The sequence below is a fragment of the Candidatus Planktophila sp. genome, from assembly GCA_030681675.1.
GTDB lineage: Bacteria > Actinomycetota > Actinomycetes > Nanopelagicales > Nanopelagicaceae > Planktophila.
Genome location: JAUXRP010000040.1, coordinates 213,557 through 239,059, shown reverse-complemented (window position 1 = coordinate 239,059; position 25,503 = coordinate 213,557). Strand labels below are relative to the sequence as shown.

Below are 25,503 nucleotides of genomic sequence, written 5' to 3'. Positions count from 1 at the left end.
TAGCTCTATGACCAACATTGAAGCTAATCCATTTGCCAATCGCAGCACACTTGATTTTGAACTACCCCCATTTGCTGAAATTCAAGTTGGGCATTATTTGCCTGCCTTTTATGAAGGCTGTACTCGACAGTTAGCAGAAGTGCAGGCGATTCTCGATACCCCGGGTGTTCCAACATTCGAAAACACAATCGTTGCGCTTGAAAAAAGTGGGCAGATGTTGACACGTATGCTTTTGGTTTTCTACAACAAATCTTCTAGCGATACTGACGATGCCATAGATGCAATTGAAGAGGAAATGGCACCCAAGCTTGCCGCACATCAAGATGCTATTAATTTAAATCCTGCCCTTTTTCAACGAATCAAAGATCTTTTTGAGAACCGTGAATCACTTGGATTAAATAGCGAAGATTCATGGTTACTTGAGCGCTACTACAAAGATTTACTCTATGCAGGCGCTCACTTGACCACTACTCAGCGAGAACGCCTAATGCAGCTCAATGAGCAGCTTTCAAAATTAGAAACTCAGTTTTCAAAAAACGTTTTGGCAGATACAAATGACCTAGCTGTAATAGTAGATTCTTTGCAAGATTTGGATGGCCTTAGCACTAATGAAATTGAGGCAGCAGCAGCGGCTGCGCGTGATCGAGGGCTAGTTGATAAATGGTTGATTGGAATGGTGAATTTTACTGGTAACCCCGTGTTGGATTCGCTTACTAATCGCGAACTCCGTAAGAAAATTATGGAGGCGTCAAAACTTAAAGCTAACCGTCCAAATGCACATGACAATAAGCCCGTGCTCCTTGAAATGGTTAAATTGAGTGCAGAGCGAGCCGAATTATTTGGAAAGAAGACACATGCAGAACATGTGATCGCCGTCCAGACTGCCGAGCATCCTGACAACGTCCATGCGATGCTCCGAAAAATAGCTCCCGCAGCCCTTCGTAACGCTAAGGCCGAGGCTGAAGATCTTCAATCTTCAGCGGGCACAGAAGTTCACAGCTGGGATTGGGGTTATTACACCGAAAAAGTTCGACTTGAAAAGTACAACATCGATACAACCAAAATGCGTCCCTACTTTGAGTTAGAGCGAGTTCTCCATGATGGGGTCTTCTTCGCCGCCAATAAGCTGTTCGGAATTTCATTTAAGGAGCGACCAGATTTGGTGACGTATCACCCTGAGGCTCGCGCTTTTGAAGTAAATAATGAAGACGGATCAAGAGTTGGTTTATTTATCGGTGATTTCTACACACGTGATTCAAAACGTGGCGGAGCGTGGATGAATAACCTTGTCGATCAAAACTTCTTATTTGGTCAACTCCCTGTGGTTGTAAATAACTTGAACATCCCTAAACCTGGTGCTGGCAAACCAACTTTACTTACTTACGATGAGACCACAACGTTGTTCCACGAGTTTGGACATGCAATTCATGGGCTTCTCTCCCAAGTTAAATATCCACGAGTCTCAGGAACAAATGTCCAGCGTGACTTTGTCGAGTTCCCATCACAAGTAAATGAGATGTGGATATTGTGGCCGGAGGTGGTAGAAAATTATGCCCGCCACTTTGAAACTGGCGAGAGGCTGCCCCAAGATTGGATTGATAACCTAAAGGCCGCCTCTACATTCAATGAAGGATATGCGACTACAAGTTATTTAGCAGCGGCGATTTTAGATTTAGCCTGGCACTCCCTTTCAAGTGAACAAGCTAAAAGAGTTACTGATGTCGAAGCCTTCGAAGCGCAAGCAATTAAAGATTACGACTTAGATTTTGAACCAGTTCCGACGCGATACCGTTCAACGTATTTCAGCCATATCTTTGCTGGTGGTTATTCTGCCGGCTATTACGGATATATCTGGTCCGAAGTTCTAGATGCCGACACTGTTGATTGGTTTAAGGATAACGGTGGATTGACACGTGAAAATGGAGAGCATTTCAAAAATTCACTTCTTGGGCGTGGCGGTTCAATTGATTCGATGCAGATGTTTAGAAACTTCAGAGGTCGCGATTCAAAGATCGAGCCGCTGTTGAAACGTCGCGGGCTGTTGTAACTCCGAATATCTTTGCGAGAGTCGGTCGATATCCCCACTCACTAATAATCTTTTGTCGCGTGCAAGTTCGCCGAAAACGATTGTGAGGTCGCGAGCGCGAATATCAAAAGCCTTCGCAAGTTCTTTTATTACCGCTTCATTAGCTTTGCCCTCGACCGCTGGGGCTTGAACAGCAACAACTAAGCGTGGAGGATCACCTGCGGTTCCACCAACTTTGTTTCGCGAAGCATTAGGGCGGACCCGAATATCAATAAGGAGCTGCCCGGACACTTAACCTGCAGAGCCCGAAGGACCTGACTTGCGTTGAAAACGTGGTGCTGGTGCGCCGCCTGCCTGTGTTCCACCGACCTTTGGGCCAGATGCATTTCCGCCACCGGGAAGTGATGAGTTTTTGTGCTTCTTTTTTTCCAACGCCTCTAAAAACTTCGCACGGGCATCATCTGCGGGTTTCTTTTCATCGGCCATGAACCTATCCTATCTTTAGTTCGAGCTCTCTTTATACTCGCGAAGTCGCTCTAATACTTCTGATTCACGATAGCGCCGATGTCCACCAAGAGTGCGAATCGCTGTAAGTTTGCCGGCCTTTGCCCAGCGTGTGACGGTCTTTGGATTCACGTGAAAGCGCAGAGCTACCTCTTTGGGGGTTAATAAAACCTCTGGGGCTGGCGCACGGTCTAACTCCATTGGATCCCCTCTGTGCCCATCGCACCATGTCCGCTTTGTTCCTTATTGCCGTGAAGTATTGCGATTTACCACGCCTAAAGCAAGAGTTAAAAACCGATTAATTTGCCGATTCCAGAGCCTGAACATAGCGCCATCGTGACATTAAGCGCTCATACCCTTGGCCTGCCATCATGCGATCAGAGGCGGCTAAACCCGATAGTGAGTGCAAAACATCCTCAATAGATGTATCTGCAGACAATCCATCTTCACCATTATCACGAAGTGATTTTTCTAAATAGGTGGCTAAACCGCCGTAATCTAATTCAACATAGGAGTTTGGGTGAAACATTTCAAGCCATGCCAATAGATTTTCCAAATCTTGTTCGACTGGTCCCTCACCGAATGCACTAACAACCGTTTCGTGAGCTGACTGCGCTCGAGACTTAGCACGTGCAATAGTTGTTCGTGCAGTTGTAAATACTCCGTCGCCATTTTCACCTCGATGCCGCTCGCTAGGTTGAAACAGTAAGAACCAGCGGGGTGGAATAACCCAGGTCTCATTGAGAATATGTGGGACTTTGTCTTCGAGTAAGTCAACTCCAGCTGTGATGACATCTTCCATCGCCGGAGTGATAAAAAACGGAATAACAGTACTTGGTAGAGATTCCTTAAAGTTATCAAGTGCTGCCCAACAACGAGTTGCAGTTGCCCATGGTGAAACAAAGCGTTCACCATCAATCTCGAGAATGTGAACTCCATCTGGTCGACCCACTGGTGGTTCCGGAAAAACTAAACGACGAAGTGCTAACTCTTCTTCAGAAATATAGCTCGCGGAATTAACATCAATATTCTGCCAACGTAAACGATCAGCAGGTTCGAAGGCCGAAAGTGGCTCGTAGATACGAAGAGAGGCTACGTACGGAGTTGGTCTCACGCACGTGGGATGTAATTGCCCTCAGCAAAGGGATCGTCATCCTCTTTTTTATTCGACGTATCGATTTCGCCATGAAGCTCTTTCGTAAGACGATCGAGATCCATATCTTGGGCGTTGTACTTTAAGTCTCGTGCAACTTTTGTCTGCTTAGCTTTTGATCGGCCGCGACCCATAGTGCGACCTCCTTACTTGTATATGTTTGCCAGAGAGGTAGGTTACCGTGCCTTGGCGCTAGGCTCCAAAGTGATAGCAAATGAGCGAGTTTTTGCCTTGTGGCGTAGGGCAAAATAGCCCATTACTTGAAGAAACAGGCTCAACGGCATTGTGGGGATGCGATATCTGTGATCCCCCACCGTTCCTAAAGTAACTAACCACGAGATGGCGACCGGAATGAGTGTCAGGTAGGCAATATTGGCATAAAGCCCCTTCATGGAGCGGAGCCAGAAGAAGCCGATAAACATCATTGAAATGCAGCCCAATACCCAGGCGAAGGAGATTATTTTTCCTGGCAATTTATTAATTAAATCACTTCCCTCTTGGCTTCCCTTGGCAATACTGGTTAAGGGATTTATTTTCAGCCAAGGGTTACGCGCCATCGTTCCCTCTCCTAGAGGACCAGACCATGGGGACCAGAAGAAAAAACCTTTATTCAAGAATAAGCGAACTCCCTTGACTGGATGTCCCGCATACCACTTAATTACACATTTAAACATATCGCTATCAGATACGGCAGTCGCAGGAGGAGTTGGTTCACACGGCACAACCGCACCTGTATGAGGATATCCGCCAGAGGTTTCATCGCCTGCGCCAACGGCCATATTTCCGCCAAGAATGGATGCAACCACTGCCTTATTCACAGATTGAATATTTCGTTGAACTATTAGGGCTGGCGCAATAGACATAATTCCGATTACGCCAACAAGAATTGCAGCTTGAACCTTATGATTCTTAAACATGAGTGCCCATGTAATAGCAATTATTATTGTTGTTAAAATCCATCGAGGTTGTATAAAAGTGGCAAGCGCTGAAATTGCTCCCACTCCAAAAATGAACTTTCCAATTTTAACGTCTCCCGCTAAATTTTTTGATTTAATAATAAAACCAACAATCAGCAACATACTTGTAGAAAGCAAACTTTCGTATCCAACCACAAGCGTGCTCAGAGAAAGCGTCGGATTAAAAGCGATCGCAATTCCAATGAGAAAGATATAGGGACGAAGTTTTGTATCGCGAAGTTGTTTCACAAAGAAGTAACTTGCATAGGCATAAAACGCGCTCTGCACGAATGAGAGTAGCCATACTCCATGAACTACTGAAATTTTCGCAATCAACCAAATTAAAATTGGATAACCCGCGGGCATGTACGAAAGTACACTTGCATCAGAGTAATAACCCTGCTTAAGAAGCCCATCAGCGCCAGCAAGCCAACTTTCGCCATCAGATCCCAGCCATCCTCCACCACTGATGTTTGTCATCGTGATCAATTTGATTGCAAAAGCTAAAAGTGGAATGGCAACTAGGTAAAAATTATCTTTATTGCTCTTCTTTATTGCCTGCTGCCGAACTAACTTCGATTTACTAGCCATACGACCTATCTCCTAAAGTCAGAGACCAAGTATGAGCGTCGATTTTCATTATTACCAGAAGGCTCCACAAGGCCTGCGACCCAGGCTTTCATCCCTCGCGCAGCCAACGAGGCTAGGGCTAAATCGGCCGCATCGGCCGAAACGATAGCCACCATGCCGATGCCTGCATTCCATGTGCGCTCCATGTCGGATTGCGGCACTCCACCAATTTTTGCCATGAACTCCATTTCAACCGGCAAGGACCATGTTGAGCGATCATAAATTGCGGTGAGGTGGGAAGGAATAACGCGTGCGGTGTTTTCTGCGATTCCACCTCCGGTGATGTGTGTGAATCCACGCAATGAACCAGACATGGATTTAATAAGAGCTAAGCAATCGAGAGTATAGATTTCAGTAGGAGTTAAAAATACTTCTCCTGAAGTTTTGCCGTACTCACTTACATGTGCTTCCAATGACAGTTTTTGAGTTTTAATAATTTGGCGGACAAGTGAAAAACCATTTGCGTGAAAACCACTTGATGGCATTGCAATCAGTACATCCCCGGCTTGCACTAGATGTGCACCAAGTTGATTGTCTGCATCAACTACTCCGGTAGCAGCTCCTGCGATATCAAACTCATCCTCGCCCAGTAAGCCTGGATGTTCAGCAGTTTCTCCCCCTATGAGAGCGGTATTTGCTTTCCCACAACCGCGCGCAATACCTGCAACAATTTCTGCAATGCGCTCGGGTATAACTTTGCCGACAGCAATGTAGTCGGTCATAAATAGAGGCTCTGCACCACACACAACTAAATCATCGACAACCATGGCAACTAAATCTTCTCCGATTGTGTCGTACTTACCCAATGCGCGAGCAATCTCAGTTTTAGTTCCCACTCCGTCGGTTGATGTCGCCAGCAAAGGCTTCTTCATGCTCTTGAGCGCACTTGCATCAAAGAGGCCGGCGAATCCGCCAATTCCACCCATCGCCTCTGGCCGCGAAGCTTTTGCGATCGATGCCTTCATAAGCTCAACTGCGCGAGCACCCGCGTCAATATCTACACCGGAATCTTTATATGTACTCATCTAGTGACCATGTACCTCGGTAATTTCAAGGCGCATCTTTCCTTCAGACATATCTGCAGGGATGCGAATCGGATATGTGCCAGTAAAGCAGGCAGAACATAGCTTGTTTTCATCAATTTGTGTCGACTCAATGAGTCCTTCGAGAGAGACATATCCAAGAGAATCGGCACCAATCGAACGTCGAATCTCTTCGATCTCTAAGCCGCTAGCAATGAGTTCAGCCCGCGTAGCAAAATCGATTCCATAAAAGCATGGCCATTTAACTGGCGGCGATGAGATACGCACATGAATTTCGCGGGCACCAGCTTCACGAAGCATTCGAACAATCGCGCGTTGAGTATTTCCACGCACGATTGAATCGTCAACAACAACAATACGTTTGCCTTCAATGATTTCGCGTAAAGGGTTGAGTTTCAAACGAATGCCAAGTTGGCGAATAGTTTGAGATGGTTGAATAAATGTGCGACCTACATATGAATTCTTAACCAGACCAATTCCAAATGGAATACCTGAACCTTTTGCATATCCAATTGCCGCCGGAGTGCCAGATTCAGGAACTGGAATTACCAAATCCGCCTCTACTGGTGCCTCTTGAGCCAGACGCACTCCAATCGCAACACGAGTTGCGTGAATTCCTTGTCCTGCGATCAATGTATCTGGTCGCGCTAAGTAGACGTATTCGAAGAGGCAACCTTTAGGTTCTGCTACCGCCCAACGTTGCGAGCGGACACCATTTATATCGATTGCAATAAATTCTCCAGGTTCAATTTCACGGACAAAGGCGGCACCGACAATGTCAAGTGCAGCGCTCTCTGATGCAACTACCCAACCGGTTTCTAGTTTGCCAAGAACTAACGGGCGCACACCATGTCGATCTCGCGCTGCATATAAAGTGTGCTCATCCATAAAGACTATTGAGAATGCGCCTTCTAATTGAGGTAGAACAGAAATCGCACTTGCCTCAACATTCTTTTCATTTTGAAGTGAAATAAGCGCTGTCATTATTTCTGTATCTGTAGTTGCTCCGCGGTCGCGGCCTGTACTTGGCTCTAGTTTTTGGACTAACTCAGCGAGCTCTCCCGTATTAGTCAAATTACCATTGTGTGCCAAAGCCAGTGTTCCGTACTTAGTTGGGCGTAGCGTTGGTTGAGCATTGACCCATGTACTGGATCCGGTCGTACTGTAACGACAGTGTCCAATTGCTAAATCACCCGGTAATGTCGCAAGATCGCTTTCGGTAAAAACCTGTGAGACTAAGCCCATATCTTTATAGACAAGAATTCGTTCTCCATCACTTGTTGCAATTCCTGCAGACTCTTGTCCTCGATGTTGCAACGCATATAAACCGTAAAAAGCTAAGTTCGCAACTTCTTCTCCGGGTGCCCACACTCCAAATACACCACAGGCATCTTGTGGACCTTTATCTGAATCTAAAATATCGTGATTTAGTAACCCATCAGGGCGCCGGCTCATGTCGTCATCTTAAGTGGTAAGTACGGTGTTAAATCGGCACGAAGGCCGGAAGCAGTTACTGCGCCGCTGTTTAAAGCCTCGCTCCACGAGATTTCACCGGAAGCTAAGGCAATCCACGTCGCTGCTGCCATTTCGATGACATTTGCTGGTGTACCGCGTGTATGTGTTGGACCTTCTCCACATTGAATCGCTGCATAGGGTGGGATTCGAACTTCAATCGCACGACCAGGTGCTTTAGCCGCAAGAAGCGCCAAAGTGCTCTTTACCTCGTCTAATATTTTAGGATCTCGCATCTGCATCACCCAAACAAGGTTGGAAAAGTAGAGGTATGTGCAGTGCGAAGTTCACTAAGAGGGATGATGCACTCATTGATAATTAGCGAATCACCACCGGTAGTACCTAATTTTGAAAGAGTTATCGAATATTTTTCCGCCAATCCATTCAGCGCTAGAGCGGTGTTGGAATCTATCGCGACGACAACTCGCCCTGGTGATTCACTTAGTAATTCAATCCCAACATTACCCAATGTGATTGTTGCACCAACGAAGTTGCGCAAAACCATTTCTGTTAAGCCAGCCGATAATCCACCCTGACTCAAATCATGAGCGGCTCTAAACAACCCCTCGGCGTGCCCCTCAAGAAGTAGCTCTATAAGCTGCATTTCACGGGCTAAATCAGCTGTTGGAGATTGTCCGATGCGTTCACCATTTAAAAAAGCCCATTCACTCCCGGCAAAATCTTCATACGTATCACCCAATAAGTAAAGATCTAATCCAGCCACATTAAAACTCATCGGGGTGCGAGTTCTAACATCTTGAATTACGCCAAGAACTCCAATAACTGGGGTTGGCAAGATGGCTTCCGCACCTGTTTGATTATAGAAAGATACATTGCCTCCGGTCACAGGCAGATCCATTTCTAAACATCCGTCGGCTAAACCTCGAACAGTTTCAGCGAACTGCCACATAACTCCTGAATCTTCAGGTGAACCAAAATTCAAGCAATTGGTAACGGCAAGTGGTCGTGCGCCTGCAGTTGCAATGTTACGCGCCGCTTCAGCTAAAGCTAATTTAGCTCCTTGATACGGATTCAAATATGACCAGTTAGCATTGGCATCGGTTGAGATTGCAATACCTAAATGCGTACTCTCATCAATTCGTACCATTCCCGAATCATCAGGTTGCGATTGAATCGTGTTTCCTTGCACATATTTGTCATACTGCGAAGTGACCCATGATTTATCAGCGAGATTTGGTGTGCCAGCAAGTTTGAGAACTGCAGCTTTAATATCTGAAGCGCTATTTAGGATCGGAAGGGTTACTTTCTGTCCATTCACTACATCGATATAGGCAGGCTGGGCGAGCGGGCGATTGTAAACAGGGCCTTCATGAGCGACTGTACGTGGAGGAACATTCACGATTACTTCGCCGTTCCATGTGATCTCTAAACGCTCGCCGTCAGTGACTTCACCGATCGCTGTAACGGTTACATCCCACTTTTTACAGATTTCGAGAAAACGTTGCAGTTTATGAGGTTCAACGATTGCGCACATACGCTCCTGTGACTCTGACATTAAAATCTCTTCAGGAGAAAGTGATGGATCGCGCAGCGGAACCTTATCCAGCGCTACTTTCATGCCACCTGAACCACCTGATGCAAGTTCGCTTGTTGCACACGATAAACCTGCTCCTCCCAGATCTTGAATTCCAACAACTAAATCCTCTGCAAAAATTTCAAGTGAGCATTCAATCAAAATCTTTTCTACAAAAGGATCTCCCACTTGCACGCTTGGACGTTTAGTTGATCCTCCGGTGCCAAATGTTTCAGAGGCAAGAACAGAAACTCCACCAATTCCATCTCCGCCTGTTTTGGCACCGAAGAGCACGACTAAATTGCCAGCGCCTGCCGCTTTCGCCAACTTAATATCGCTGTGTTTCATGACTCCAACACATAGCGCATTTACTAAAGGATTGCCGGCATATGTTTCATCGAAGACTATTTCTCCACCAATATTTGGTAGACCTAAACAGTTTCCATATCCACCAACACCAGCAACAATTCCTGGTAATACTCGGCGAGTATCTGGCGCATCTGCCGGACCGAATCGAAGTGGATCCATTACGGCGATGGGCCTTGCACCCATGGTTAAAATATCTCGAACAATGCCACCGATTCCAGTCGCGGCCCCTTGATATGGCTCGACAAAAGATGGGTGGTTATGTGATTCGATTTTGAAAGTAACGGCATAGCCTTGACCGACATCAACCACTCCAGCATTTTCACCGATACCTACTAATAATGCTTCAGATTTAGGAGCTTTATCGCCAAACTGTTTCAAATGTACTTTTGAAGATTTATACGAACAGTGTTCGGACCACATCACTGAATACATCGCTAACTCCGATGATGTTGGGCGGCGACCTAAAATCTCTTTAATACGAGCGTACTCATCAGGTTTTAGTCCAAGCTCAGCAAAAGGTTGTTTATTCTCAGGTGTGGATTGTGCAATTGCAACCGTATCCAAGGACATTACTTAACCATCGCTTTCAAAATGGAAGTAAAAAAGCCTAGGCCTTGAGCTGATGGACCAGTTAATGGATCAATTGCGTGCTCTGGGTGAGGCATTAGGCCAACTACATTTCCACGCTCATTTGTAATCCCGGCGATTAAATTTCGAGAACCATTTGGGTTTACACCAACATAACGCGCAATTACTCGATCCTCACTCTCTAGTGTGGCGAGAGTTTGATCATCACATTGAAATGAGCCTTCACCATTTTTAAGGGGAATAGTAATTCGCTCGCCTTTGGCAAATGATGTTGTCCAGGCCGTTGCGTTATTTGTAATTTCGATCTCTTGATCTCGGCACAAGAAATGAAGATCCGAGTTTCGAGTCAACGCACCTGGCAATAAATGAGATTCACACAAAACTTGGAAACCATTACAGATACCTAGCACTGGCATACCTTTACCTGCAGCTTCGATAACTAACTTCATTACTGGAGCAAAACGAGAGATTGCACCGCAGCGAAGGTAATCACCATAAGAAAAACCACCAGGCAAAATCACGGCATCGACTTTCCTTAAATCGGCATCGGCATGCCATAAGGCAACGGCCTCGGCTCCACTTACATTCACCGCTCGCGCTGCATCGCGATCATCTAGAGTTCCGGGAAAAGTTATGACTCCAATGCGCATTACTTCTCGACTCTCACTTCATAGGTTTCAATTACTGGATTTGAGAGTAAAACTTCTGCAGCTTTTTCTACTTCAGCCATTTGAGCAGGAGTTGGCTCGCCATCAATTTCAATTTCAAATCTCTTGCCTTGTCGCACCGAGTTGGCAAAAGTAAACCCGAGTCGAGGTAGTGCAGATGCAACAGCATTTCCTTGAGGGTCAAGAATCTCGGGCTTTAACATCACGTCAACCACGATTTTTGCCATTGTATTTTTCTCCCTGTGTTAGAACTTGCTGCCAGTTAACCGGTAAAAAGCCTCTTCATAGCGCGCTGCTGTTTTTTCGATGATCTCTTGCGGAAGTAGCGGGGGTGGGCTATTTCTATCCCAGCCACGTGAAATTAGGTAGTCACGCAAGAACTGTTTATCAAAAGATGCTTGCGAAGCACCAGGAATCCAGGTCGATAGCTCCCAAAACCTTGATGAATCAGGGGTTAAAGCCTCATCGGCTAGAACTATCTCTCCTAAAGCGTTGCGACCAAATTCAAATTTGGTATCGGCGAGAATAATTCCGCGCTCTCTAGCAAAATCTGCAGCCGTGTCATACAGCGCGATCGTTAGCTGTTTCAATTTTTGAGCCTCAGAAGCCCCAATACTTTTTACGGTAGTTTCAAAGTCAATGTTAATGTCATGGTCACCAACATCGGCTTTAGTTGCAGGAGTAAATATTGTGGCTGGAAGTTTAGAGCCATCTAATAAACCTTCAGGCAGAGAATTTCCACAAATAGCACCGTTGTTTTGATATTCGCTCCAACCACTTCCAGTTAGATAGCCACGAGCAACGCACTCAATTTCAAACATATCAAGTGGTTGAACAATTATCGCGCGATCTTCAACAATTGTTGGAACATCTAAAGATACAATGTGATTAGGAACTATATCTTCAAGTAGTTCAAACCAAAATAATGAGAGCTGGGTAAGAACCGCCCCTTTCCCTGGAATCGTTGAAGGCATTACCCAGTCGAAAGCTGATACTCGATCAGATGCTACTAAGAGAATCTCTTCTTTCTCATTTGTGTACAAGTCGCGAACTTTTCCCGTACGCAGATGAGTCCACCCAGGTATCGAAGGTGCTGGCGGTGGACCAGCTAAACCAAAACCACTCACCGAATTGAGCCGGGCTTGTACTGCACTGCTGCAGGATGCGCGGAAGTAATCGCGTCAATGCGATTAACAACTCGAGCAACTTGTTGGCGCGCATCGCCAGTAAATTCAAGTGGTGTACTTATTAACTTATTTAGTGCGCTGAGATCTAACGGAAAACTTGGATCATTAGCTAAATCGTCAAGGAGTGTATTGGATTTGCCATCGCGCATTCCGAGCGCAGCTTTTACTGCATGTTCCTTTATAAGTTCGTGGGCTACCTCACGACCAATGCCGGCCTTAACGGCTGCCATTAAAAACTTTGTTGTCGCTAAAAACGGCATATAACGCTCTAATTCAGCCCCTATTACCGCTGGAAATGCTCCAAACTCATCGAGTACCGTCAACACTGTTTCAAGTATGCCGTCGATGGCATAAAAGGCATCTGGCAGAGCTACGCGGCGAACAACACTGCACGAAACATCGCCTTCATTCCACTGGTCACCTGCAAGTTCACTCACCATTGATGCATAACCACGAAGAACAACGGCTAACCCATTTACACGTTCGCAAGAACGTGTATTCATTTTGTGCGGCATTGCGCTACTACCGACTTGACCCGTTTTGAAACCCTCGGTTACGAGTTCAGCGCCAGCCATTAAACGAATTGATGTCGCAAGGGATGAAGGTGCAGATGCTAATTGAACCAGCGTCGTAACTACATCATAATCAAATGAACGAGGATATATCTGCCCAACAGAGTCCAAAACCCTGCTGAAACCCAACTCATTTGCAATGGATACCTCCATGCTTGCATGCGCCTCAAAAGAGCCGAGTAAATCAATTGAATCTTGCGCAGTACCAACTGGACCTTTTATGCCGCGCATTGGATAGCGATCCTGCAATGCAGTTAAACGCTCATATGCAAATAAAAGCTCTTCAGCCGCAGTTGCAAAGCGTTTTCCGAGTGTGGTTACTTGTGCCGGAACATTGTGCGAACGCCCAGCAATAGGTTGATCAGCAAACTCTGTTGCTCGCTCTGCTAAACGTGCAAGAAGTGTCACCGTTTTTCCATGGACTATTTCTAATCCATTTCGGATTTGAAGTGCTTCAATGTTTTCGGTTAAGTCACGGCTCGTCATTCCCGCGTGAATCGCTTCGTGACCTGCAAGCGCATTAAACTCTTCGATGCGGGCTTTAACGTCATGACGAGTTGCTCTTTCACGAGCATCAATTGAAGCAAGATCTACGGTAAAGATAGCTTTTTTATAATCATCAATGACGGATTCAGCGATCGGGTGACCTAATGCGGCTTGATTTCGCATAACTGAAAGCCAAAGCCGACGTTCAAGAATAATTTTCTCCTGGGGTGCAAATATCTTTCGCATCGCTGCGGATGCGTATCTATCTGCAATGAGGCTCACGGGTGAATTATCGGCCATTTAATTGCCCTTCTCTGCCACTGCGGCATTAAGGGCTATGTCGTTTCGATAAAAAGAGCCGGGCAAGGAGATCTGACTGATTGCTCGATAGGCACGATCTCTCGCCTCGGTAAGATCAGATCCAACTCCGGTCACGGTTAGGACTCGACCGCCGGATGAGACTAAACCTTCTCCACTAAAGGAAGTCCCGGCATGAAATATTTGTACGTTTTCTATTGCCGGGAAGGGTGAGATCTTGCCTCCACTTAGCGGGGCAGTTGGATAGCCTTCGGCCGCTAAAACTACAGCTACTGCCGATTCATCACGCCACTCTAAAACGGTATCGGCAAGACCAACAGTTGCAGCTTTATATAAGAGCATCGCCAGCGGTGTTTTAAGCAGAGGGATTAATACTTGAGTTTCAGGGTCTCCAAAGCGAACGTTAAATTCAATAACTCGAGTACCTCGATCGGTTAATGCAAGGCCTGCATAAAGCAAACCGACGAACGGCGTCCCCCGGGCATTCATTTCTGCAATCATGGGAGCAAGAACTTGTTTATATGTGTCCTCAATTATGTCTGAAGGCGCCCATGGCAATGGTGAATAAGCACCCATTCCCCCTGTATTTTGTCCAACATCGTTATCGCCCGAGCGTTTGAAATCCTGTGCCGGTTGCATGGGCAATATTGAAACACCATCGCTAATTCCAAAGAGTGAAACCTCTGGTCCCTCCAAGAACTCCTCGATAACGACACGTTTACATGCAATTGCATGGGCCAATGCCTCTTGACGATTCTGGGTGACTACAACTCCCTTTCCACCGGCTAATCCATCGTCTTTAACAACATATGGTGCACCGAAAGTATCTAATGCTTTTTCGTATTCAGCTTGATTAGAACAGGTAAAACTCTGTGCAGTTAAAACACCAGCATCGGACATTACTTCTTTGGCAAAAGTCTTTGATCCTTCTAATTGTGCCGCGGCTTTAGATGGTCCGAATACTGCGATTTTCAATCGACGTAAATCATCTGCTAAGCCGTTAACCAAAGGAAGTTCGGGGCCAATGACAACTAAATCAGCCGCGATTTCTTGGGCTAGCGCAACAATTTGCGCATTGTTTGAAATATCAATTGGATGACACTGAGCAAACTGCGATATACCTGGATTACCTGGAGCAACATGTAGCGAAGTGCAGGCAGGATCTGCGTCAAGACCTAGTCCAAGTGCGTGTTCGCGACCGCCGCTTCCGACTAGGAGGATTTTCATCGTTAGATAAAATCCTTTACGACAATTGTTTCATCGCGACCAGGTCCGACACCGATTGCGCTTATTGGCGCACCAGATATCTTCTCCAAAAATGCAACGTACTCTTGAGCCGCCTTAGGCAGGTCACTGAGAGATCTGCATGAAGAGATATCTTCGCTCCAACCTTGCAGGTATTCATAAATCGGTTTTGCGTGGTGGAAATCGCTTTGTGACGCGGGAAGCTCTTCAACCCGCTCTCCATCGATCTCATAAGCAACACATACCGGAATCTTTTCCCAACCCGTCAATACATCAAGCTTGGTTAAGAAGAAATCAGTTAAGCCATTCACGCGGACTGCATAACGCGCGATTGGCGCGTCATACCAACCACATCGACGTGCTCGTCCGGTTGTAACACCGATTTCACCGCCAATGCGACGTAGAGCCTCTCCATCTTCATCAAAGAGCTCTGTCGGAAATGGGCCACTTCCAACACGAGTTGTGTAGGCCTTTACAATGCCAATTACCTTTTCAATTTTGGTTGGGCCGATTCCACTTCCTGTGCAAGCACCGCCGGCAGTTGGATTACTTGAAGTCACAAAGGGATATGTTCCGTGATCAACATCGAGCAAGGTTCCCTGTGATCCTTCAAGAAGCACGCGCTTACCAGCTTTTAAAGCTTGATCGAGAAGCAATACCGTATCTGCAACATATGGACGAAGAATTTCGGCGTAGGCTAAATACTCTTCAAGCACCTCATCAACGTCAATATTTTTACGATTGAAGACCTTAATTAATACTTGGTTCTTGTCTTTTAAAGCGCTCTCGATTTTCTGTCGCAGGATTGAAGGATCGAATAAATCTTGAACACGAATGCCGATGCGGTTAATCTTGTCTGCATATGCTGGACCGATTCCCCGTCCCGTCGTTCCAATCTTTGATTTTCCTAAGAATCGTTCTGAAACTTTATCGATCGTACGATGATATGGCGTAATCAAATGTGCATTAGTTGAAATTACTAATTTACTGCAATCAATTCCACGTTCTGTCAGTCCTCTAATCTCTTCCAGCAGGACTCCTGGATCGATTACTACACCATTTCCAATTACTGGAACTACATTGGGGGAGAGAATTCCAGAGGGCAGCAAGTGAAGTGCGTACTTCTGATCCCCAATAACAACAGTATGTCCGGCATTGTTTCCGCCTTGATAGCGCACAACATAATCAACGCGGTCGGCAAGAAGGTCGGTGGCTTTACCTTTGCCTTCATCGCCCCATTGAGCGCCGAGCAAAACTAGTGCAGGCATTTGTAAAGCCTTTCCGATTAGTTAGAAACTACTTGAGTGATGAAGTGCCAGTTGAACGAAGATCCTCACAACCACGCACTACACGGGCAGCCATTCCAGCTTCGGCCGCTTTGCCCCAAGCACGTGGGTCATAAAGCTTTTTATTTCCTACTTCACCGTCGATTTTAAGAACTCCCTCGTAGTTCTTCAGCATGTGATCTACAACAGGACGAGTGAAGGCGTACTGGGTATCTGTATCAATATTCATTTTGATAACACCGTAATCCAAAGATTCACGGATTTCTGAAAGAAGCGAGCCCGAACCGCCGTGGAAAACTAGATCCATTGGCTTACTTCCCTCAGGAAGGCCGAGTTTCTGAGACACCGCCTCCTGCAAAGTTGCCAATATCTTTGGCTGCAAAACGACATTGCCCGGCTTGTACACACCGTGGACATTGCCAAATGTGGCCGCCACTAAGTATCGAGCTTGACTTCCAAGTGTCTCAATAGTCAACAGTGCATCATCTGGTGTTGAGTACAGCTTTGCATCGTGCTTTGCTTCAACTCCATCTTCTTCTCCTCCAACAACCCCAATTTCAATCTCGAGCAATGTGCGAGCCGCGACTGACATCGCTAACATCTCCTTTGCAACTTTCATATTTTCGGTCATAGAAACCGCAGATCCATCCCACATATGGGAGTTAAATAAAGGGGACTTTCCTGATGCAAGACGCTGAGCGCCAAACTCCAAAAGTGGACGCATAAATCCATCTAGCTTTTCAGCTGGACAGTGATCGGTGTGAATTCCGATATTGACCTTGTAATTTTTAGCAACGACATGTGCATATTCAGCTAAAGCGACTGCGCCATCTACCATTTTTTTTACAGTCGAACCCGATGCGTATTCGGCACCGCCCCATGAAAATTGAATAATTCCATCAGATTCAGCTTCGGCAAAACCACGGATAGCGGCGGTGATTGTCTGCGACGATGAAACGTTGATTGCCGGATATGCAAAAGCGCCCTTTTTAGCGCGATCCAACATTTCGACATAGATTTCTGGGGTTGCAATTGGCATTTTTGCTCCTATTGGCTCTAGTGTAAAACTCTAGGAGCGCTTCATTGAACCAACTAGAGGCTTACGGCCAATCCTCTCACTTCCAAGCCAATTCCCACAAAAGCGGCGCGAAAAAGCCCCCGAAATCAAGCTCGGGGGCTTTGGGTTCAGCGGCTACATCATGGACTTAAGCACATTATTCAAGAATTTAGCAAAGGCGGCGACCAGAGCTGGGTTACTTAAGAGTTTGAGAAAGATCATGATAAATGCGGTAATACTCATTCTTCTCCCTTCGTTGGAGTCCGCATCTTTCTAGGCTTTCGGAGATGAGATAGAGCACTGCTTAAACTCTGTTGATAACTAGAGCGAACAGGTACCCTCACACTTTATGAACCAGGATCACGAATCACTCGAAAATCTACTCAGCGAGAATCGACACTTTCTGCCTAGCTCAGAATTTGTCATGCAGGCAAATGCTCAACACGGTGAATATGCATATGCAAATATGGATCGTCTGGCTTTCTGGGATAGGCAGGCACGTGAGTTAACGTGGGACGCGAAATGGGACACTGTTCTGGAGTGGAACTCGCCCTATGCCAAATGGTTCGTGGGAGGAAGGCTCAATGCTTCGGTCAACGCACTTGATCGTCATGTTGAAGAGGGCAGAGGAGATCGTGTCGCTTTTCACTTTGAAGGCGAGCCGGGTGATACAAAAACTATCACGTACTCTCAATTACTTATCGAAGTAAAAAAGACTGCAAATGCACTTATTGAACTTGGAATCTGTGCTGGCGATCGAGTCGCCATATACATGCCTATGATTCCCGAAGCTGCAATTGCAATGTTGGCATGTGCCCGGATAGGTGCACCACACTCAGTTGTCTTTGGTGGTTTTTCAGCCGATGCGCTACTTTCGCGAATCCAAGATGCCGATGCAAAATTAGTTATTACCTCTGATGGTGGATTTAGAAAGGGTTCGGCTTTTGCATTAAAGCCAGCCGTGGATGAGGCTTTACAAGGCAAGCACAATGTAGAAAAAGTACTAGTTGTTGAGCGCACTAAACAGGAAATTGCTTGGACTGACCGTGATATTTGGTGGCATGACATAGTCGACCGTCAATCTTCTGAACACATTGCGGAAAGCTTTGATTCAGAGCATCCATTATTTATTTTGTACACATCGGGCACCACCGCGAAGCCCAAGGGTATTTTTCATACAACTGGAGGATATTTAACTCAGGTCGCCTATACCCACAAAGTTGTCTTTGACATCAAACCAGAAACCGATGTGTATTGGTGCACTGCCGATGTTGGTTGGATTACTGGCCACTCCTATGTTGTTTATGGACCATTGATGAACGGGGCAACGCAAGTAATGTATGAGGGAACACCAGATACGCCGCATAAAGGTCGTATTTTTGAAATTATTGCTAAATATGGCGTAACAATTTTATATACAGCGCCAACATTAATTCGAACATGGATGAAGTGGGGCGATGAATTTCCGCAAGCGCATAATTTGGAATCACTTCGCTTATTGGGCAGTGTCGGTGAACCAATTAACCCTGAGGCATGGATGTGGTACCGCGAAATTATTGGTGGCAATCGTTGCCCGATTGTTGACACATGGTGGCAGACTGAAACCGGTGCGATTATGATTTCGCCTTTACCTGGAATTACAGTTACTAAACCGGGATCTGCGATGCGACCTATACCTGGTATTAGCGCCAAAGTCGTTGACGACAGTGCATCTCCTGTAGCTGATGGACATGGTGGCTACTTAATTCTTGACCAACCATGGCCAGCAATGTTGCGCGGTATTTGGGGAGAAGATGCCAGATATAAAGAAACGTACTGGTCTCGTTTTGAAGGCATCTACTTCGCAGGCGATGGTGCAAAGCTAGATGATGAAGGCGCCATCTGGCTCCTTGGTCGTGTTGATGATGTTATGAATATTTCTGGCCACCGAATTTCAACGACAGAGGTTGAATCCGCTCTAGTTTCTCATGAAGCAGTTGCCGAGGCGGCCGTTGTCGGTGCTGCAGATGCAATGACTGGTCAAGGAATTGTTGCTTTTGTTATTTTGCGCGCCGGTATCGCACATGCAGATGGCGAGGAACTTAATACACAACTTCGTAATCACGTTGCAAAAGAAATTGGTGCAATTGCAAAGCCAAGACAAATTTTAATCGTAAATGAACTTCCGAAAACTCGTAGTGGCAAAATTATGCGCCGACTATTGAAAGATGTCGCCGAAGATCGTTTAGTTGGTGATGCCACAACTTTAGCCGACCCAAATATCATGAAAAAGATTGCTGAAGGTTTACAGAGTGCAAAAGATGAGGATTAAAGCCTCACCCCTAGATATTTAGAGGTGAGCTTTATTAGTTCGATTTCATTTTTTAACACACCAATGCGTTTATATGCCACGCTGCCATCGGCGGCAATAAACCATGTAACTGGTACGCCCATTCCAAAATAAGCGCGTGTACTGCCATTGCTATCAAAAAGGTTTGGCCATGTGACCCCGTTTTTTAATACAAACTCTTGGCCATCTTTAATAGACGCTTCTTCAACATCAACGCCAACTAACTGCAGTTTTCCTTTTCCCTTTGCATAGAAAGATTTCAAGATAGGCATCTCTTCCTTGCAAGGAGCACACCATGATCCCCAGACATTGATAATTGCTGGGCCGCGTAAAGCGTTTACTGAAGCACCTACTGAACCATCTAAGCAACCAATTTCAATGGGCTTGGCAACATTTTGAGTTTGCAAAGTTGTGCAAGAAACAAGGATGCCTGCGGTTTCAGTTGTTGGCGCTGCACAACTTGTGAGAAGTAATAAGGAGAGCGCTGCAGCGATTTTTTTCAATGAAAATCCTTATCTGTCTTTACAAGTAGTTTAGCTTTTTCGATATTCATTTCTCCTATGCCAACGCTAGGGCAAATCTTTGCCATCGGACAAACGCCGCATGCTGGTTTTCGTGAGTGACAGATACGCCTTCCATGCCAAATCATTCTTTGTGAGAGATTCGTCCATTCTTTGCGCGGAATCAACTCTCCAACAATTCTTTCGACTTTTACTGGATCTTTTTCAGTGGTCCATCCAAATCGGCGTGCGAGCCGACCAAAATGTGTATCTACGGTTATTCCTGGAATATCAAAAGCATGTCCTAAGACAACGTTTGCAGTCTTTCGTCCAACCCCTGGGAGGGTAATTAACTCCTCTAAGCTGCTCGGAACTTCACCACCGAATTCGGTGAGAATCTTCGTGGCCAACCCTTTTATGTGTCGGGCTTTTACTTTATAGAAACCGGCGGGAAATATCAGCCTCTCAATATCTTGTAAATCCGCCCCTGCAAACGCCTTTACATTTTTGTATTTTTTAAATAGTGCGGGAGTCAAGCTATTGACCCGCTTGTCTGTGCACTGAGCGCTGAGCACGGTGGCAATAGTTAGTTGCAGAGGGTTTTGATAATCTAGCTCGCATCGGATCTCAGGATATGTCGTGGTCAAAATCCGGTACATGGTCCGTGCCTGCGTGCGGCTTTCTTTATTTGCGGGCATGAGGCTAAAGTACTCCCCGTGACCCCAGAACAAGCTGTCTTCCGGAGAGCCCCGCTCTTCACCGCCTTAGATGATGAAGCTGCCGATTCATTGCGTGCATCGATGGATTCCGTAAAGATTTCCAAAGGAACTGTGTTATTTGCAGAGGGCGATGAAGGTGACCATTTATATGTCATTGTCGAAGGAAAATTAAAGCTCGGTACCTCAAGTGGTGATGGACGAGAAAACCTCCTATCCATCCTTGGTCCTGGCGAAATGTTTGGCGAACTAAGCCTTTTCGATCCAGGCCCGCGAACATCAACTGCAACTGCTGTAACGGATGCAAAATTACTAAGCCTTGGTCATAAAGAGTTAATTCCCTGGTTAGCAAAAAACCCAGAGGTTGCTCTGCATCTACTCGAGCGTCTAGCGCAAAGACTTCGCCGCACGAATGAGGCCGTTGGAGATTTGGTTTTCTCTGATGTTCCAGGTCGTGTCGCTAAAGCACTTATCGATCTCGGCGAACGCTTTGGCAAGCAAAACCCAGAGGGTCTCTATGTGCATCATGATTTAACTCAAGAGGAGTTGGCTCAATTAGTTGGCGCTTCTCGCGAAACTGTAAATAAAGCTTTAGCCGATTTCGCTGGTCGTGGTTGGTTAAAACTAGATGGGCGTGCAGTATTGATTACAGATTTCGAGCGCTTATCCAAGCGCGGTAAATGACCGAAGCCACCTCACGCATACAGTTGTGAGAGGTTCCGCGTTAACTATCTACTTCAGTAATTTGTTTTTTAGTCCGTAATCTCTACGGTTAATTCAATTTCAACCGGTGAATTTAACGGTAACTCGGCAATTCCAACTGCGCTGCGTGCATGTTTTGCATCATCTCCCCAAATTGCTAGAAAGAGTTCACTGGCCCCGTTTACAACGAGCGGTGCATTGATAAAGCCGGGCACACCATTAACGTATCCAACAACTCGAACAATCTTTGTAATTTTATTTATATCTGCAACTGTTTCAACGGCGGCCAAGGCATTCAAGGCGCAGATTTGGGCGAGCTCTTTGGCATGTTCTGGAGTGATTTCACCATCCACTTTACCAACACCGGCCATCTCACCATTAAGTAGTGGCAACTGACCGGCAGTAAAGACGATGTTTCCAGTTCGGATAGCTGGAACATACGCTGCGACAGGCTTAGCAGCTATTGGTAGTTCTAGACCAAGTTCAGCTAATTTTGCGCGCACATCGACTGTGTTCATTTAATCTCTCGCTTCATGTAAGCCACTAGTTGTTCGCCAGTACCTGGCGCTGGAATAACTTGAACGAGTTCCCAACCATCTGATCCCCAAGTATCGAGAATTTGTTTAGTCGCATGAGAAAGTAAAGGGACTGTTGCATATTCAAATTTCATTTATTTAACGCTTCTTTCACTAGGGTTGAAACAATGGAACCATCGGCTTTTCCAGCGATCAAAGGCTTGACAGCTCCCATGACCTTTCCCATATCGGCAGGTCCGGCTGCACCGGTTGATGTAATCGCATCGGCGATCAACTTCTTTATATCATCAACGTTTAATTGGGCTGGTAAGTATTTGGCGATTACCTCGCCCTCCGCCCTCTCAAGTGCCGCCTTATCTGCCCGGCCCGCATTTTCAAATGCCTCCGACGCTTCACGACGTTTTTTAGCTTCGCGTGATAAAACGGTAATAATCTCATCGTCACTTAAAACACGGGCTTCTTTGCCAGCTACTTCTTCATTGGTAATCGCCGTTAAAACCATGCGAATAGTGCTCGAGGTAATCTCATCTCGACTACGAATTGCTTCGGTGAGATTGCTACGAAGGCTCTCTTTAATACTCATGATGTGAACTCTATCGCTAGAAGTTCAGCGATCTGAGCAGTGTTTAAGGCCGCTCCCTTGCGTAAATTATCACCGCAAACAAACAAATCTAATGCCATTGGGTTGTCTATGCTTTTTCGCACGCGTCCAACCCATGTTGGATCCGTGCCCACTACATCGGCTGGTGTCGGAAATTTGTAGTTTTCAGGATCATCGACCAATTTAACTCCGGCCGCTTTTTGCAAAATATCTTGAGCACCTTTACGCGATGGCTCTTTAGCAAATACGGCATGAACCGTTAGTGAGTGCGTAGTTAAAACTGGCACACGCACGCAGGTTGCTGCGACTTTCAGATTCGGTAAGCCTAAGATTTTACGCGACTCGTTACGAACTTTTAACTCTTCCGAGGAATACCCGTCTTCTTTCAAAGAGCCCGCCCAAGGCACAACATTGAGCGCGAGTGGAGCAGGAAATGGACCGTTATCTTTTACAATTTCGCGAAGATCTCCTGCAATGTCTCCAGCGTTTGTTCCAGCAACGAGGTTAATTTGTTCACGCAAGATATCAATACCTGCTTGGCCAGCACCAGATGCAGCTTGATACGAAGAAACGACTAACTCTTGTAATTCATAATCTCGATGCAACGCACCGAGCGCCACGATCATTGAAAGTGTTGTGCAGTTAGGGTTCGAAATAATTCCGCGTGGACGATTCTTAACTTCTTGCGGATTAACTTCAGGAACCACTAGTGGAACATCAGCATCCATTCGGAAAGCTCCAGAGTTATCAACGACAACGGATCCGCGAGCTGCTGCGATAGGTGCCCACTCTGTTGAAACCTCATCAGGAACGTCAAACATTGCAACATCGATTCCGTCGAATGCCTCTGGTGAAAGCGCAACAACCGTCAACTCTTCTCCACGGCACATAAGTTTTTTGCCTGCGCTTCGGGCAGAAGCGATTAGGCGGATTTCTCCCCATACATCAGGCCGTTCTGACAAAATTCCAAGCATCACCGTTCCGACTGCACCGGTCGCCCCCACTACTGCTAAAGATGGTTTACTCATCGACCTGAACCGCCATATACAACGGCCTCATTCTGATCGGCATCGAGTTCAAAGGCGGTGTGAGCAGCCCTTACTCCACGCTCGATATCGGCTTCTCGGCAGATGACTGAAATGCGAATTTCCGAAGTGGAAATCATCTCAATATTAACGCCCGCTGCTGAAAGTGCACCAAAAAATGTAGCTGTTACTCCTGGGTGCGAGCGCATTCCAGCACCAACTAAGGAAAGTTTCCCGATTTGATCATCGTATTGAATCGAGGCGAACCCAACTTCGCCTTGAAGTTTTTGTAAAACTCCTGTCGCATCAGCGCCTTCAGCTTTTGGAAGAGTAAATGAGATGTCAGTTAAACCAGTTGCTGCCGCAGAAACGTTTTGAACAATCATGTCAATATTAATATCGGCATCGGCGATAGCTTGGAAAATTCTTGCTGCTACACCCGTACGGTCTGGTACGCCAACGATTGTAATCTTGGCCTCACTTTTATCGTGTGCTATACCCGAAATGATTGCTTGTTCCATGTCTGCTCCTTCTGGATGATCTTTGACCACCCATGTTCCTTCGTTAGTAGAAAAAGATGAACGTACGTGAATCGGTAAGTCATAGCGTCGTGCATATTCAACACAACGCAAGTGCAGAACTTTTGCTCCACTCGCAGCTAGCTCAAGCATTTCATCATACGTGACCGTTTTTAACTTTCGTGCATTTGGTACAACGCGAGGATCTGCACTAAATACACCATCAACATCTGTATAGATTTCACAAACATCGGCATCTAATGCCGCGGCTAATGCGACCGCCGTTGTATCACTGCCACCACGACCTAGAGTTGTTACATCTTTGGTATCTTGCGAAATTCCTTGGAAGCCAGCAACGATTGCGATTGCACCTTCTTTTAATGCCCCTTGGATGCGCCCCGGAGTTACATCGATAATTCGAGCACGCCCATGTGCCGACGTTGTAATCACTCCAGCTTGGCTTCCAGTAAATGAACGGGCCTCATGACCTAAATTCGTAATCGCCATTGCAAGCAAGGCCATTGAAATTCTCTCGCCTGCAGTTAGCAACATATCTAACTCACGCCCTGATGGCATTGGTGTGATCTGTTTTGCTAATTCAATGAGCTCGTCGGTCGTATCACCCATTGCTGAAACAACGACAACGACTTGATTTCCGTCGCGTTTTGCCGCCACTATTCGATTTGCTACGCGCTTCATACCCTCAGCATCGGCAACCGATGAGCCGCCGTATTTCTGAACAATGAGTCCCATGGCTCAATGGTGGACTAATTAATTACGTGGCGCGAAGCGATTCTCTGCATTTCTTACTATGTGAGACGCTAGATGTACCACAATGTGGGATTAAACATTGCGGCGGCCCTCAAAGGCTCGGCCGAGCGTGATTTCGTCGGCATATTCGAGATCGCCACCTACTGGCAGGCCTGAGGCTAATCGTGAAACTTTAATCTCTAACGGCTTAATCATGCGAGCTAAGTAGGTCGCCGTCGCCTCGCCCTCAAGGTTTGGATCCGTTGCCAAAATTACCTCAACGATTTCAGGATCGCTGAGTCTGGCCATTAATTCTCGAATGCGTAGCTGATCCGGTCCGATTCCATCGATAGGAGAAATAGCGCCACCCAGTACGTGATACTTCCCGCGAAATTCCCGAGTGCGCTCGATAGCTATTACATCTTTACTCTCTTCAACAACACATATTGACGTATTCTCTCGGCGGGGATCTCGACAGATTCGACACTCATCTTCCTCTGAAACATTTCCGCATATCGTACAGAATTTAACGCGCTCTTTCACTGTGCGAATTGAATCAACTAACGCCGCTGCGGTTTCAGGTTCGGCTTGCAAAATATGAAAAGCAATGCGTTGAGCAGACTTAGGTCCAATTCCGGGCAGTCGACCTAATGCATCGATGAGATCTTGAATCGCGCCTTCGTACATACCAG

The 25,503-nt window shown here is 46.2% G+C and carries 28 protein-coding genes; 3 read left to right on the top strand and 25 right to left on the bottom strand.

The window, feature by feature from the left end; all coding sequences use genetic code 11:
- Positions 1-7: 7 nt before the first annotated feature.
- Positions 8-2,047: a M3 family metallopeptidase gene (locus Q8K48_08285; GenBank protein ID MDP1852391.1), complete on the top strand. Its 2,040-nt coding sequence runs from the start codon at positions 8-10 to the stop codon at positions 2,045-2,047.
- Here the strand turns inward: Q8K48_08285 and Q8K48_08280 are convergent.
- The 17 genes from Q8K48_08280 to fbaA form a co-directional block, all read right to left on the bottom strand.
- A complete protein-coding gene (locus Q8K48_08280; GenBank protein ID MDP1852390.1) occupies positions 2,006-2,317 on the bottom strand; it encodes a DUF167 domain-containing protein in 312 nt (103 codons plus the stop codon). The genes Q8K48_08285 and Q8K48_08280 overlap by 42 nt on opposite strands.
- Positions 2,318-2,512 (bottom strand): DUF5302 domain-containing protein, encoded by a 195-nt coding sequence (locus tag Q8K48_08275; protein ID MDP1852389.1) that lies wholly within the window; start codon positions 2,510-2,512, stop codon positions 2,318-2,320.
- 15 nt (positions 2,513-2,527) lie between these two features.
- Positions 2,528-2,731 carry a BldC family transcriptional regulator gene (locus Q8K48_08270; protein ID MDP1852388.1) on the bottom strand — a complete coding sequence of 68 codons (204 nt, stop codon included), beginning with the start codon at positions 2,729-2,731 and terminating at the stop codon, positions 2,528-2,530.
- Positions 2,732-2,828: 97 nt separating this feature from the next.
- The gene (locus tag Q8K48_08265) at positions 2,829-3,644 is read right to left on the bottom strand and encodes a hypothetical protein (GenBank protein ID MDP1852387.1); all 816 of its coding nucleotides are present in this window, start codon (positions 3,642-3,644) and stop codon (positions 2,829-2,831) included.
- On the bottom strand, positions 3,641-3,817 hold the full coding sequence (locus Q8K48_08260; GenBank protein MDP1852386.1) for a DUF3073 family protein: 177 nt from the start codon (positions 3,815-3,817) through the stop codon (positions 3,641-3,643). Before Q8K48_08260 ends, Q8K48_08265 begins: the two co-directional genes overlap by 4 nt.
- A gap of 42 nt (positions 3,818-3,859) precedes the next feature.
- Entirely contained in the window at positions 3,860-5,230 is a 1,371-nt protein-coding gene (locus tag Q8K48_08255; protein ID MDP1852385.1) for a hypothetical protein, read from the bottom strand.
- 5 nt (positions 5,231-5,235) lie between these two features.
- A complete protein-coding gene (gene purM / locus Q8K48_08250; protein MDP1852384.1) occupies positions 5,236-6,294 on the bottom strand; it encodes a phosphoribosylformylglycinamidine cyclo-ligase in 1,059 nt (352 codons plus the stop codon).
- A complete protein-coding gene (purF, locus tag Q8K48_08245; GenBank protein ID MDP1852383.1) occupies positions 6,295-7,767 on the bottom strand; it encodes an amidophosphoribosyltransferase in 1,473 nt (490 codons plus the stop codon).
- Entirely contained in the window at positions 7,764-8,060 is a 297-nt protein-coding gene (locus tag Q8K48_08240; GenBank protein ID MDP1852382.1) for a sterol carrier family protein, read from the bottom strand. The genes purF and Q8K48_08240 overlap by 4 nt, the downstream gene beginning before the upstream one ends.
- A gap of 5 nt (positions 8,061-8,065) precedes the next feature.
- Positions 8,066-10,297, bottom strand: a complete 2,232-nt coding sequence (gene purL / locus Q8K48_08235) for a phosphoribosylformylglycinamidine synthase subunit PurL (protein MDP1852381.1) — start codon at positions 10,295-10,297, stop codon at positions 8,066-8,068.
- On the bottom strand, positions 10,297-10,965 hold the full coding sequence (gene purQ / locus Q8K48_08230; protein ID MDP1852380.1) for a phosphoribosylformylglycinamidine synthase subunit PurQ: 669 nt from the start codon (positions 10,963-10,965) through the stop codon (positions 10,297-10,299). The genes purL and purQ overlap by 1 nt, the downstream gene beginning before the upstream one ends.
- A complete protein-coding gene (gene purS, locus Q8K48_08225) occupies positions 10,965-11,210 on the bottom strand; it encodes a phosphoribosylformylglycinamidine synthase subunit PurS (GenBank protein ID MDP1852379.1) in 246 nt (81 codons plus the stop codon). The genes purQ and purS overlap by 1 nt, the downstream gene beginning before the upstream one ends.
- A gap of 18 nt (positions 11,211-11,228) precedes the next feature.
- On the bottom strand, positions 11,229-12,110 hold the full coding sequence (locus Q8K48_08220; GenBank protein MDP1852378.1) for a phosphoribosylaminoimidazolesuccinocarboxamide synthase: 882 nt from the start codon (positions 12,108-12,110) through the stop codon (positions 11,229-11,231).
- Positions 12,107-13,528: an adenylosuccinate lyase gene (gene purB, locus Q8K48_08215; GenBank protein ID MDP1852377.1), complete on the bottom strand. Its 1,422-nt coding sequence runs from the start codon at positions 13,526-13,528 to the stop codon at positions 12,107-12,109. The genes Q8K48_08220 and purB overlap by 4 nt, the downstream gene beginning before the upstream one ends.
- Positions 13,529-14,773, bottom strand: coding sequence for a phosphoribosylamine--glycine ligase (gene purD / locus Q8K48_08210; GenBank protein MDP1852376.1), 1,245 nt, complete (start codon positions 14,771-14,773; stop codon positions 13,529-13,531).
- A gap of 2 nt (positions 14,774-14,775) precedes the next feature.
- On the bottom strand, positions 14,776-16,059 hold the full coding sequence (locus Q8K48_08205; protein MDP1852375.1) for an adenylosuccinate synthase: 1,284 nt from the start codon (positions 16,057-16,059) through the stop codon (positions 14,776-14,778).
- A gap of 28 nt (positions 16,060-16,087) precedes the next feature.
- On the bottom strand, positions 16,088-17,116 hold the full coding sequence (gene fbaA, locus Q8K48_08200; GenBank protein MDP1852374.1) for a class II fructose-bisphosphate aldolase: 1,029 nt from the start codon (positions 17,114-17,116) through the stop codon (positions 16,088-16,090).
- 367 nt (positions 17,117-17,483) lie between these two features.
- Here fbaA and acs point away from each other — a divergent pair, with 367 nt between their 5' ends.
- The gene (gene acs, locus Q8K48_08195) at positions 17,484-19,445 is read left to right on the top strand and encodes an acetate--CoA ligase (protein ID MDP1852373.1); all 1,962 of its coding nucleotides are present in this window, start codon (positions 17,484-17,486) and stop codon (positions 19,443-19,445) included.
- Here acs and Q8K48_08190 read toward each other — a convergent pair.
- Together Q8K48_08190 and nth are read right to left on the bottom strand one after the other, a co-directional pair.
- Entirely contained in the window at positions 19,442-19,966 is a 525-nt protein-coding gene (locus Q8K48_08190; GenBank protein MDP1852372.1) for a TlpA disulfide reductase family protein, read from the bottom strand. The two genes, acs and Q8K48_08190, sit on opposite strands and share 4 nt — an antisense overlap.
- Positions 19,963-20,661: an endonuclease III gene (gene nth / locus Q8K48_08185; protein ID MDP1852371.1), complete on the bottom strand. Its 699-nt coding sequence runs from the start codon at positions 20,659-20,661 to the stop codon at positions 19,963-19,965. Before nth ends, Q8K48_08190 begins: the two co-directional genes overlap by 4 nt.
- A gap of 18 nt (positions 20,662-20,679) precedes the next feature.
- Between nth and Q8K48_08180 the strand changes: the two genes are divergently transcribed.
- Complete coding sequence (locus tag Q8K48_08180; GenBank protein ID MDP1852370.1) at positions 20,680-21,363, top strand: Crp/Fnr family transcriptional regulator; 684 nt, start codon at positions 20,680-20,682, stop codon at positions 21,361-21,363.
- 68 nt (positions 21,364-21,431) lie between these two features.
- Here the strand turns inward: Q8K48_08180 and Q8K48_08175 are convergent, their stop codons facing one another.
- The 6 genes from Q8K48_08175 to recR all read right to left on the bottom strand — a co-directional run bounded on the left by Q8K48_08175 (position 21,432) and on the right by recR (position 25,498).
- Positions 21,432-21,899 carry a RidA family protein gene (locus Q8K48_08175; protein MDP1852369.1) on the bottom strand — a complete coding sequence of 156 codons (468 nt, stop codon included), beginning with the start codon at positions 21,897-21,899 and terminating at the stop codon, positions 21,432-21,434.
- Complete coding sequence (locus tag Q8K48_08170; protein ID MDP1852368.1) at positions 21,896-22,051, bottom strand: DUF4177 domain-containing protein; 156 nt, start codon at positions 22,049-22,051, stop codon at positions 21,896-21,898. The genes Q8K48_08175 and Q8K48_08170 overlap by 4 nt, the downstream gene beginning before the upstream one ends.
- Positions 22,048-22,500, bottom strand: a complete 453-nt coding sequence (locus Q8K48_08165) for a GatB/YqeY domain-containing protein (GenBank protein MDP1852367.1) — start codon at positions 22,498-22,500, stop codon at positions 22,048-22,050. The genes Q8K48_08170 and Q8K48_08165 overlap by 4 nt, the downstream gene beginning before the upstream one ends.
- The gene (locus Q8K48_08160; protein ID MDP1852366.1) at positions 22,497-23,546 is read right to left on the bottom strand and encodes an aspartate-semialdehyde dehydrogenase; all 1,050 of its coding nucleotides are present in this window, start codon (positions 23,544-23,546) and stop codon (positions 22,497-22,499) included. The genes Q8K48_08165 and Q8K48_08160 overlap by 4 nt, the downstream gene beginning before the upstream one ends.
- The gene (locus Q8K48_08155; GenBank protein MDP1852365.1) at positions 23,543-24,814 is read right to left on the bottom strand and encodes an aspartate kinase; all 1,272 of its coding nucleotides are present in this window, start codon (positions 24,812-24,814) and stop codon (positions 23,543-23,545) included. The genes Q8K48_08160 and Q8K48_08155 overlap by 4 nt, the downstream gene beginning before the upstream one ends.
- 90 nt (positions 24,815-24,904) lie before the next feature.
- Complete coding sequence (recR, locus tag Q8K48_08150) at positions 24,905-25,498, bottom strand: recombination mediator RecR (protein ID MDP1852364.1); 594 nt, start codon at positions 25,496-25,498, stop codon at positions 24,905-24,907.
- Positions 25,499-25,503 lie beyond the last annotated feature (5 nt).

Bases quoted from the DNA above. Each gene is read 5' to 3' on its own strand.
- Q8K48_08285 (MDP1852391.1), top strand. From the start codon at position 8: ATGACCAACATTGAAGCTAATCCATTTGCCAATCGCAGCACACTTGAT.
- Q8K48_08275 (MDP1852389.1), bottom strand. From the start codon at position 2,512: ATGGCCGATGAAAAGAAACCCGCAGATGATGCCCGTGCGAAGTTTTTA.
- Q8K48_08270 (MDP1852388.1), bottom strand. From the start codon at position 2,731: ATGGAGTTAGACCGTGCGCCAGCCCCAGAGGTTTTATTAACCCCCAAA.
- Q8K48_08260 (MDP1852386.1), bottom strand. From the start codon at position 3,817: ATGGGTCGCGGCCGATCAAAAGCTAAGCAGACAAAAGTTGCACGAGAC.
- Q8K48_08255 (MDP1852385.1), bottom strand. From the start codon at position 5,230: ATGGCTAGTAAATCGAAGTTAGTTCGGCAGCAGGCAATAAAGAAGAGC.
- purM (MDP1852384.1), bottom strand. From the start codon at position 6,294: ATGAGTACATATAAAGATTCCGGTGTAGATATTGACGCGGGTGCTCGC.
- purF (MDP1852383.1), bottom strand. From the start codon at position 7,767: ATGAGCCGGCGCCCTGATGGGTTACTAAATCACGATATTTTAGATTCA.
- Q8K48_08240 (MDP1852382.1), bottom strand. From the start codon at position 8,060: ATGCGAGATCCTAAAATATTAGACGAGGTAAAGAGCACTTTGGCGCTT.
- purL (MDP1852381.1), bottom strand. From the start codon at position 10,297: ATGTCCTTGGATACGGTTGCAATTGCACAATCCACACCTGAGAATAAA.
- purQ (MDP1852380.1), bottom strand. From the start codon at position 10,965: ATGCGCATTGGAGTCATAACTTTTCCCGGAACTCTAGATGATCGCGAT.
- purS (MDP1852379.1), bottom strand. From the start codon at position 11,210: ATGGCAAAAATCGTGGTTGACGTGATGTTAAAGCCCGAGATTCTTGAC.
- purB (MDP1852377.1), bottom strand. From the start codon at position 13,528: ATGGCCGATAATTCACCCGTGAGCCTCATTGCAGATAGATACGCATCC.
- purD (MDP1852376.1), bottom strand. From the start codon at position 14,773: ATGAAAATCCTCCTAGTCGGAAGCGGCGGTCGCGAACACGCACTTGGA.
- Q8K48_08205 (MDP1852375.1), bottom strand. From the start codon at position 16,059: ATGCCTGCACTAGTTTTGCTCGGCGCTCAATGGGGCGATGAAGGCAAA.
- fbaA (MDP1852374.1), bottom strand. From the start codon at position 17,116: ATGCCAATTGCAACCCCAGAAATCTATGTCGAAATGTTGGATCGCGCT.
- acs (MDP1852373.1), top strand. From the start codon at position 17,484: ATGAACCAGGATCACGAATCACTCGAAAATCTACTCAGCGAGAATCGA.
- nth (MDP1852371.1), bottom strand. From the start codon at position 20,661: ATGCCCGCAAATAAAGAAAGCCGCACGCAGGCACGGACCATGTACCGG.
- Q8K48_08175 (MDP1852369.1), bottom strand. From the start codon at position 21,899: ATGAACACAGTCGATGTGCGCGCAAAATTAGCTGAACTTGGTCTAGAA.
- Q8K48_08170 (MDP1852368.1), bottom strand. From the start codon at position 22,051: ATGAAATTTGAATATGCAACAGTCCCTTTACTTTCTCATGCGACTAAA.
- Q8K48_08165 (MDP1852367.1), bottom strand. From the start codon at position 22,500: ATGAGTATTAAAGAGAGCCTTCGTAGCAATCTCACCGAAGCAATTCGT.
- Q8K48_08160 (MDP1852366.1), bottom strand. From the start codon at position 23,546: ATGAGTAAACCATCTTTAGCAGTAGTGGGGGCGACCGGTGCAGTCGGA.
- Q8K48_08155 (MDP1852365.1), bottom strand. From the start codon at position 24,814: ATGGGACTCATTGTTCAGAAATACGGCGGCTCATCGGTTGCCGATGCT.
- recR (MDP1852364.1), bottom strand. From the start codon at position 25,498: ATGTACGAAGGCGCGATTCAAGATCTCATCGATGCATTAGGTCGACTG.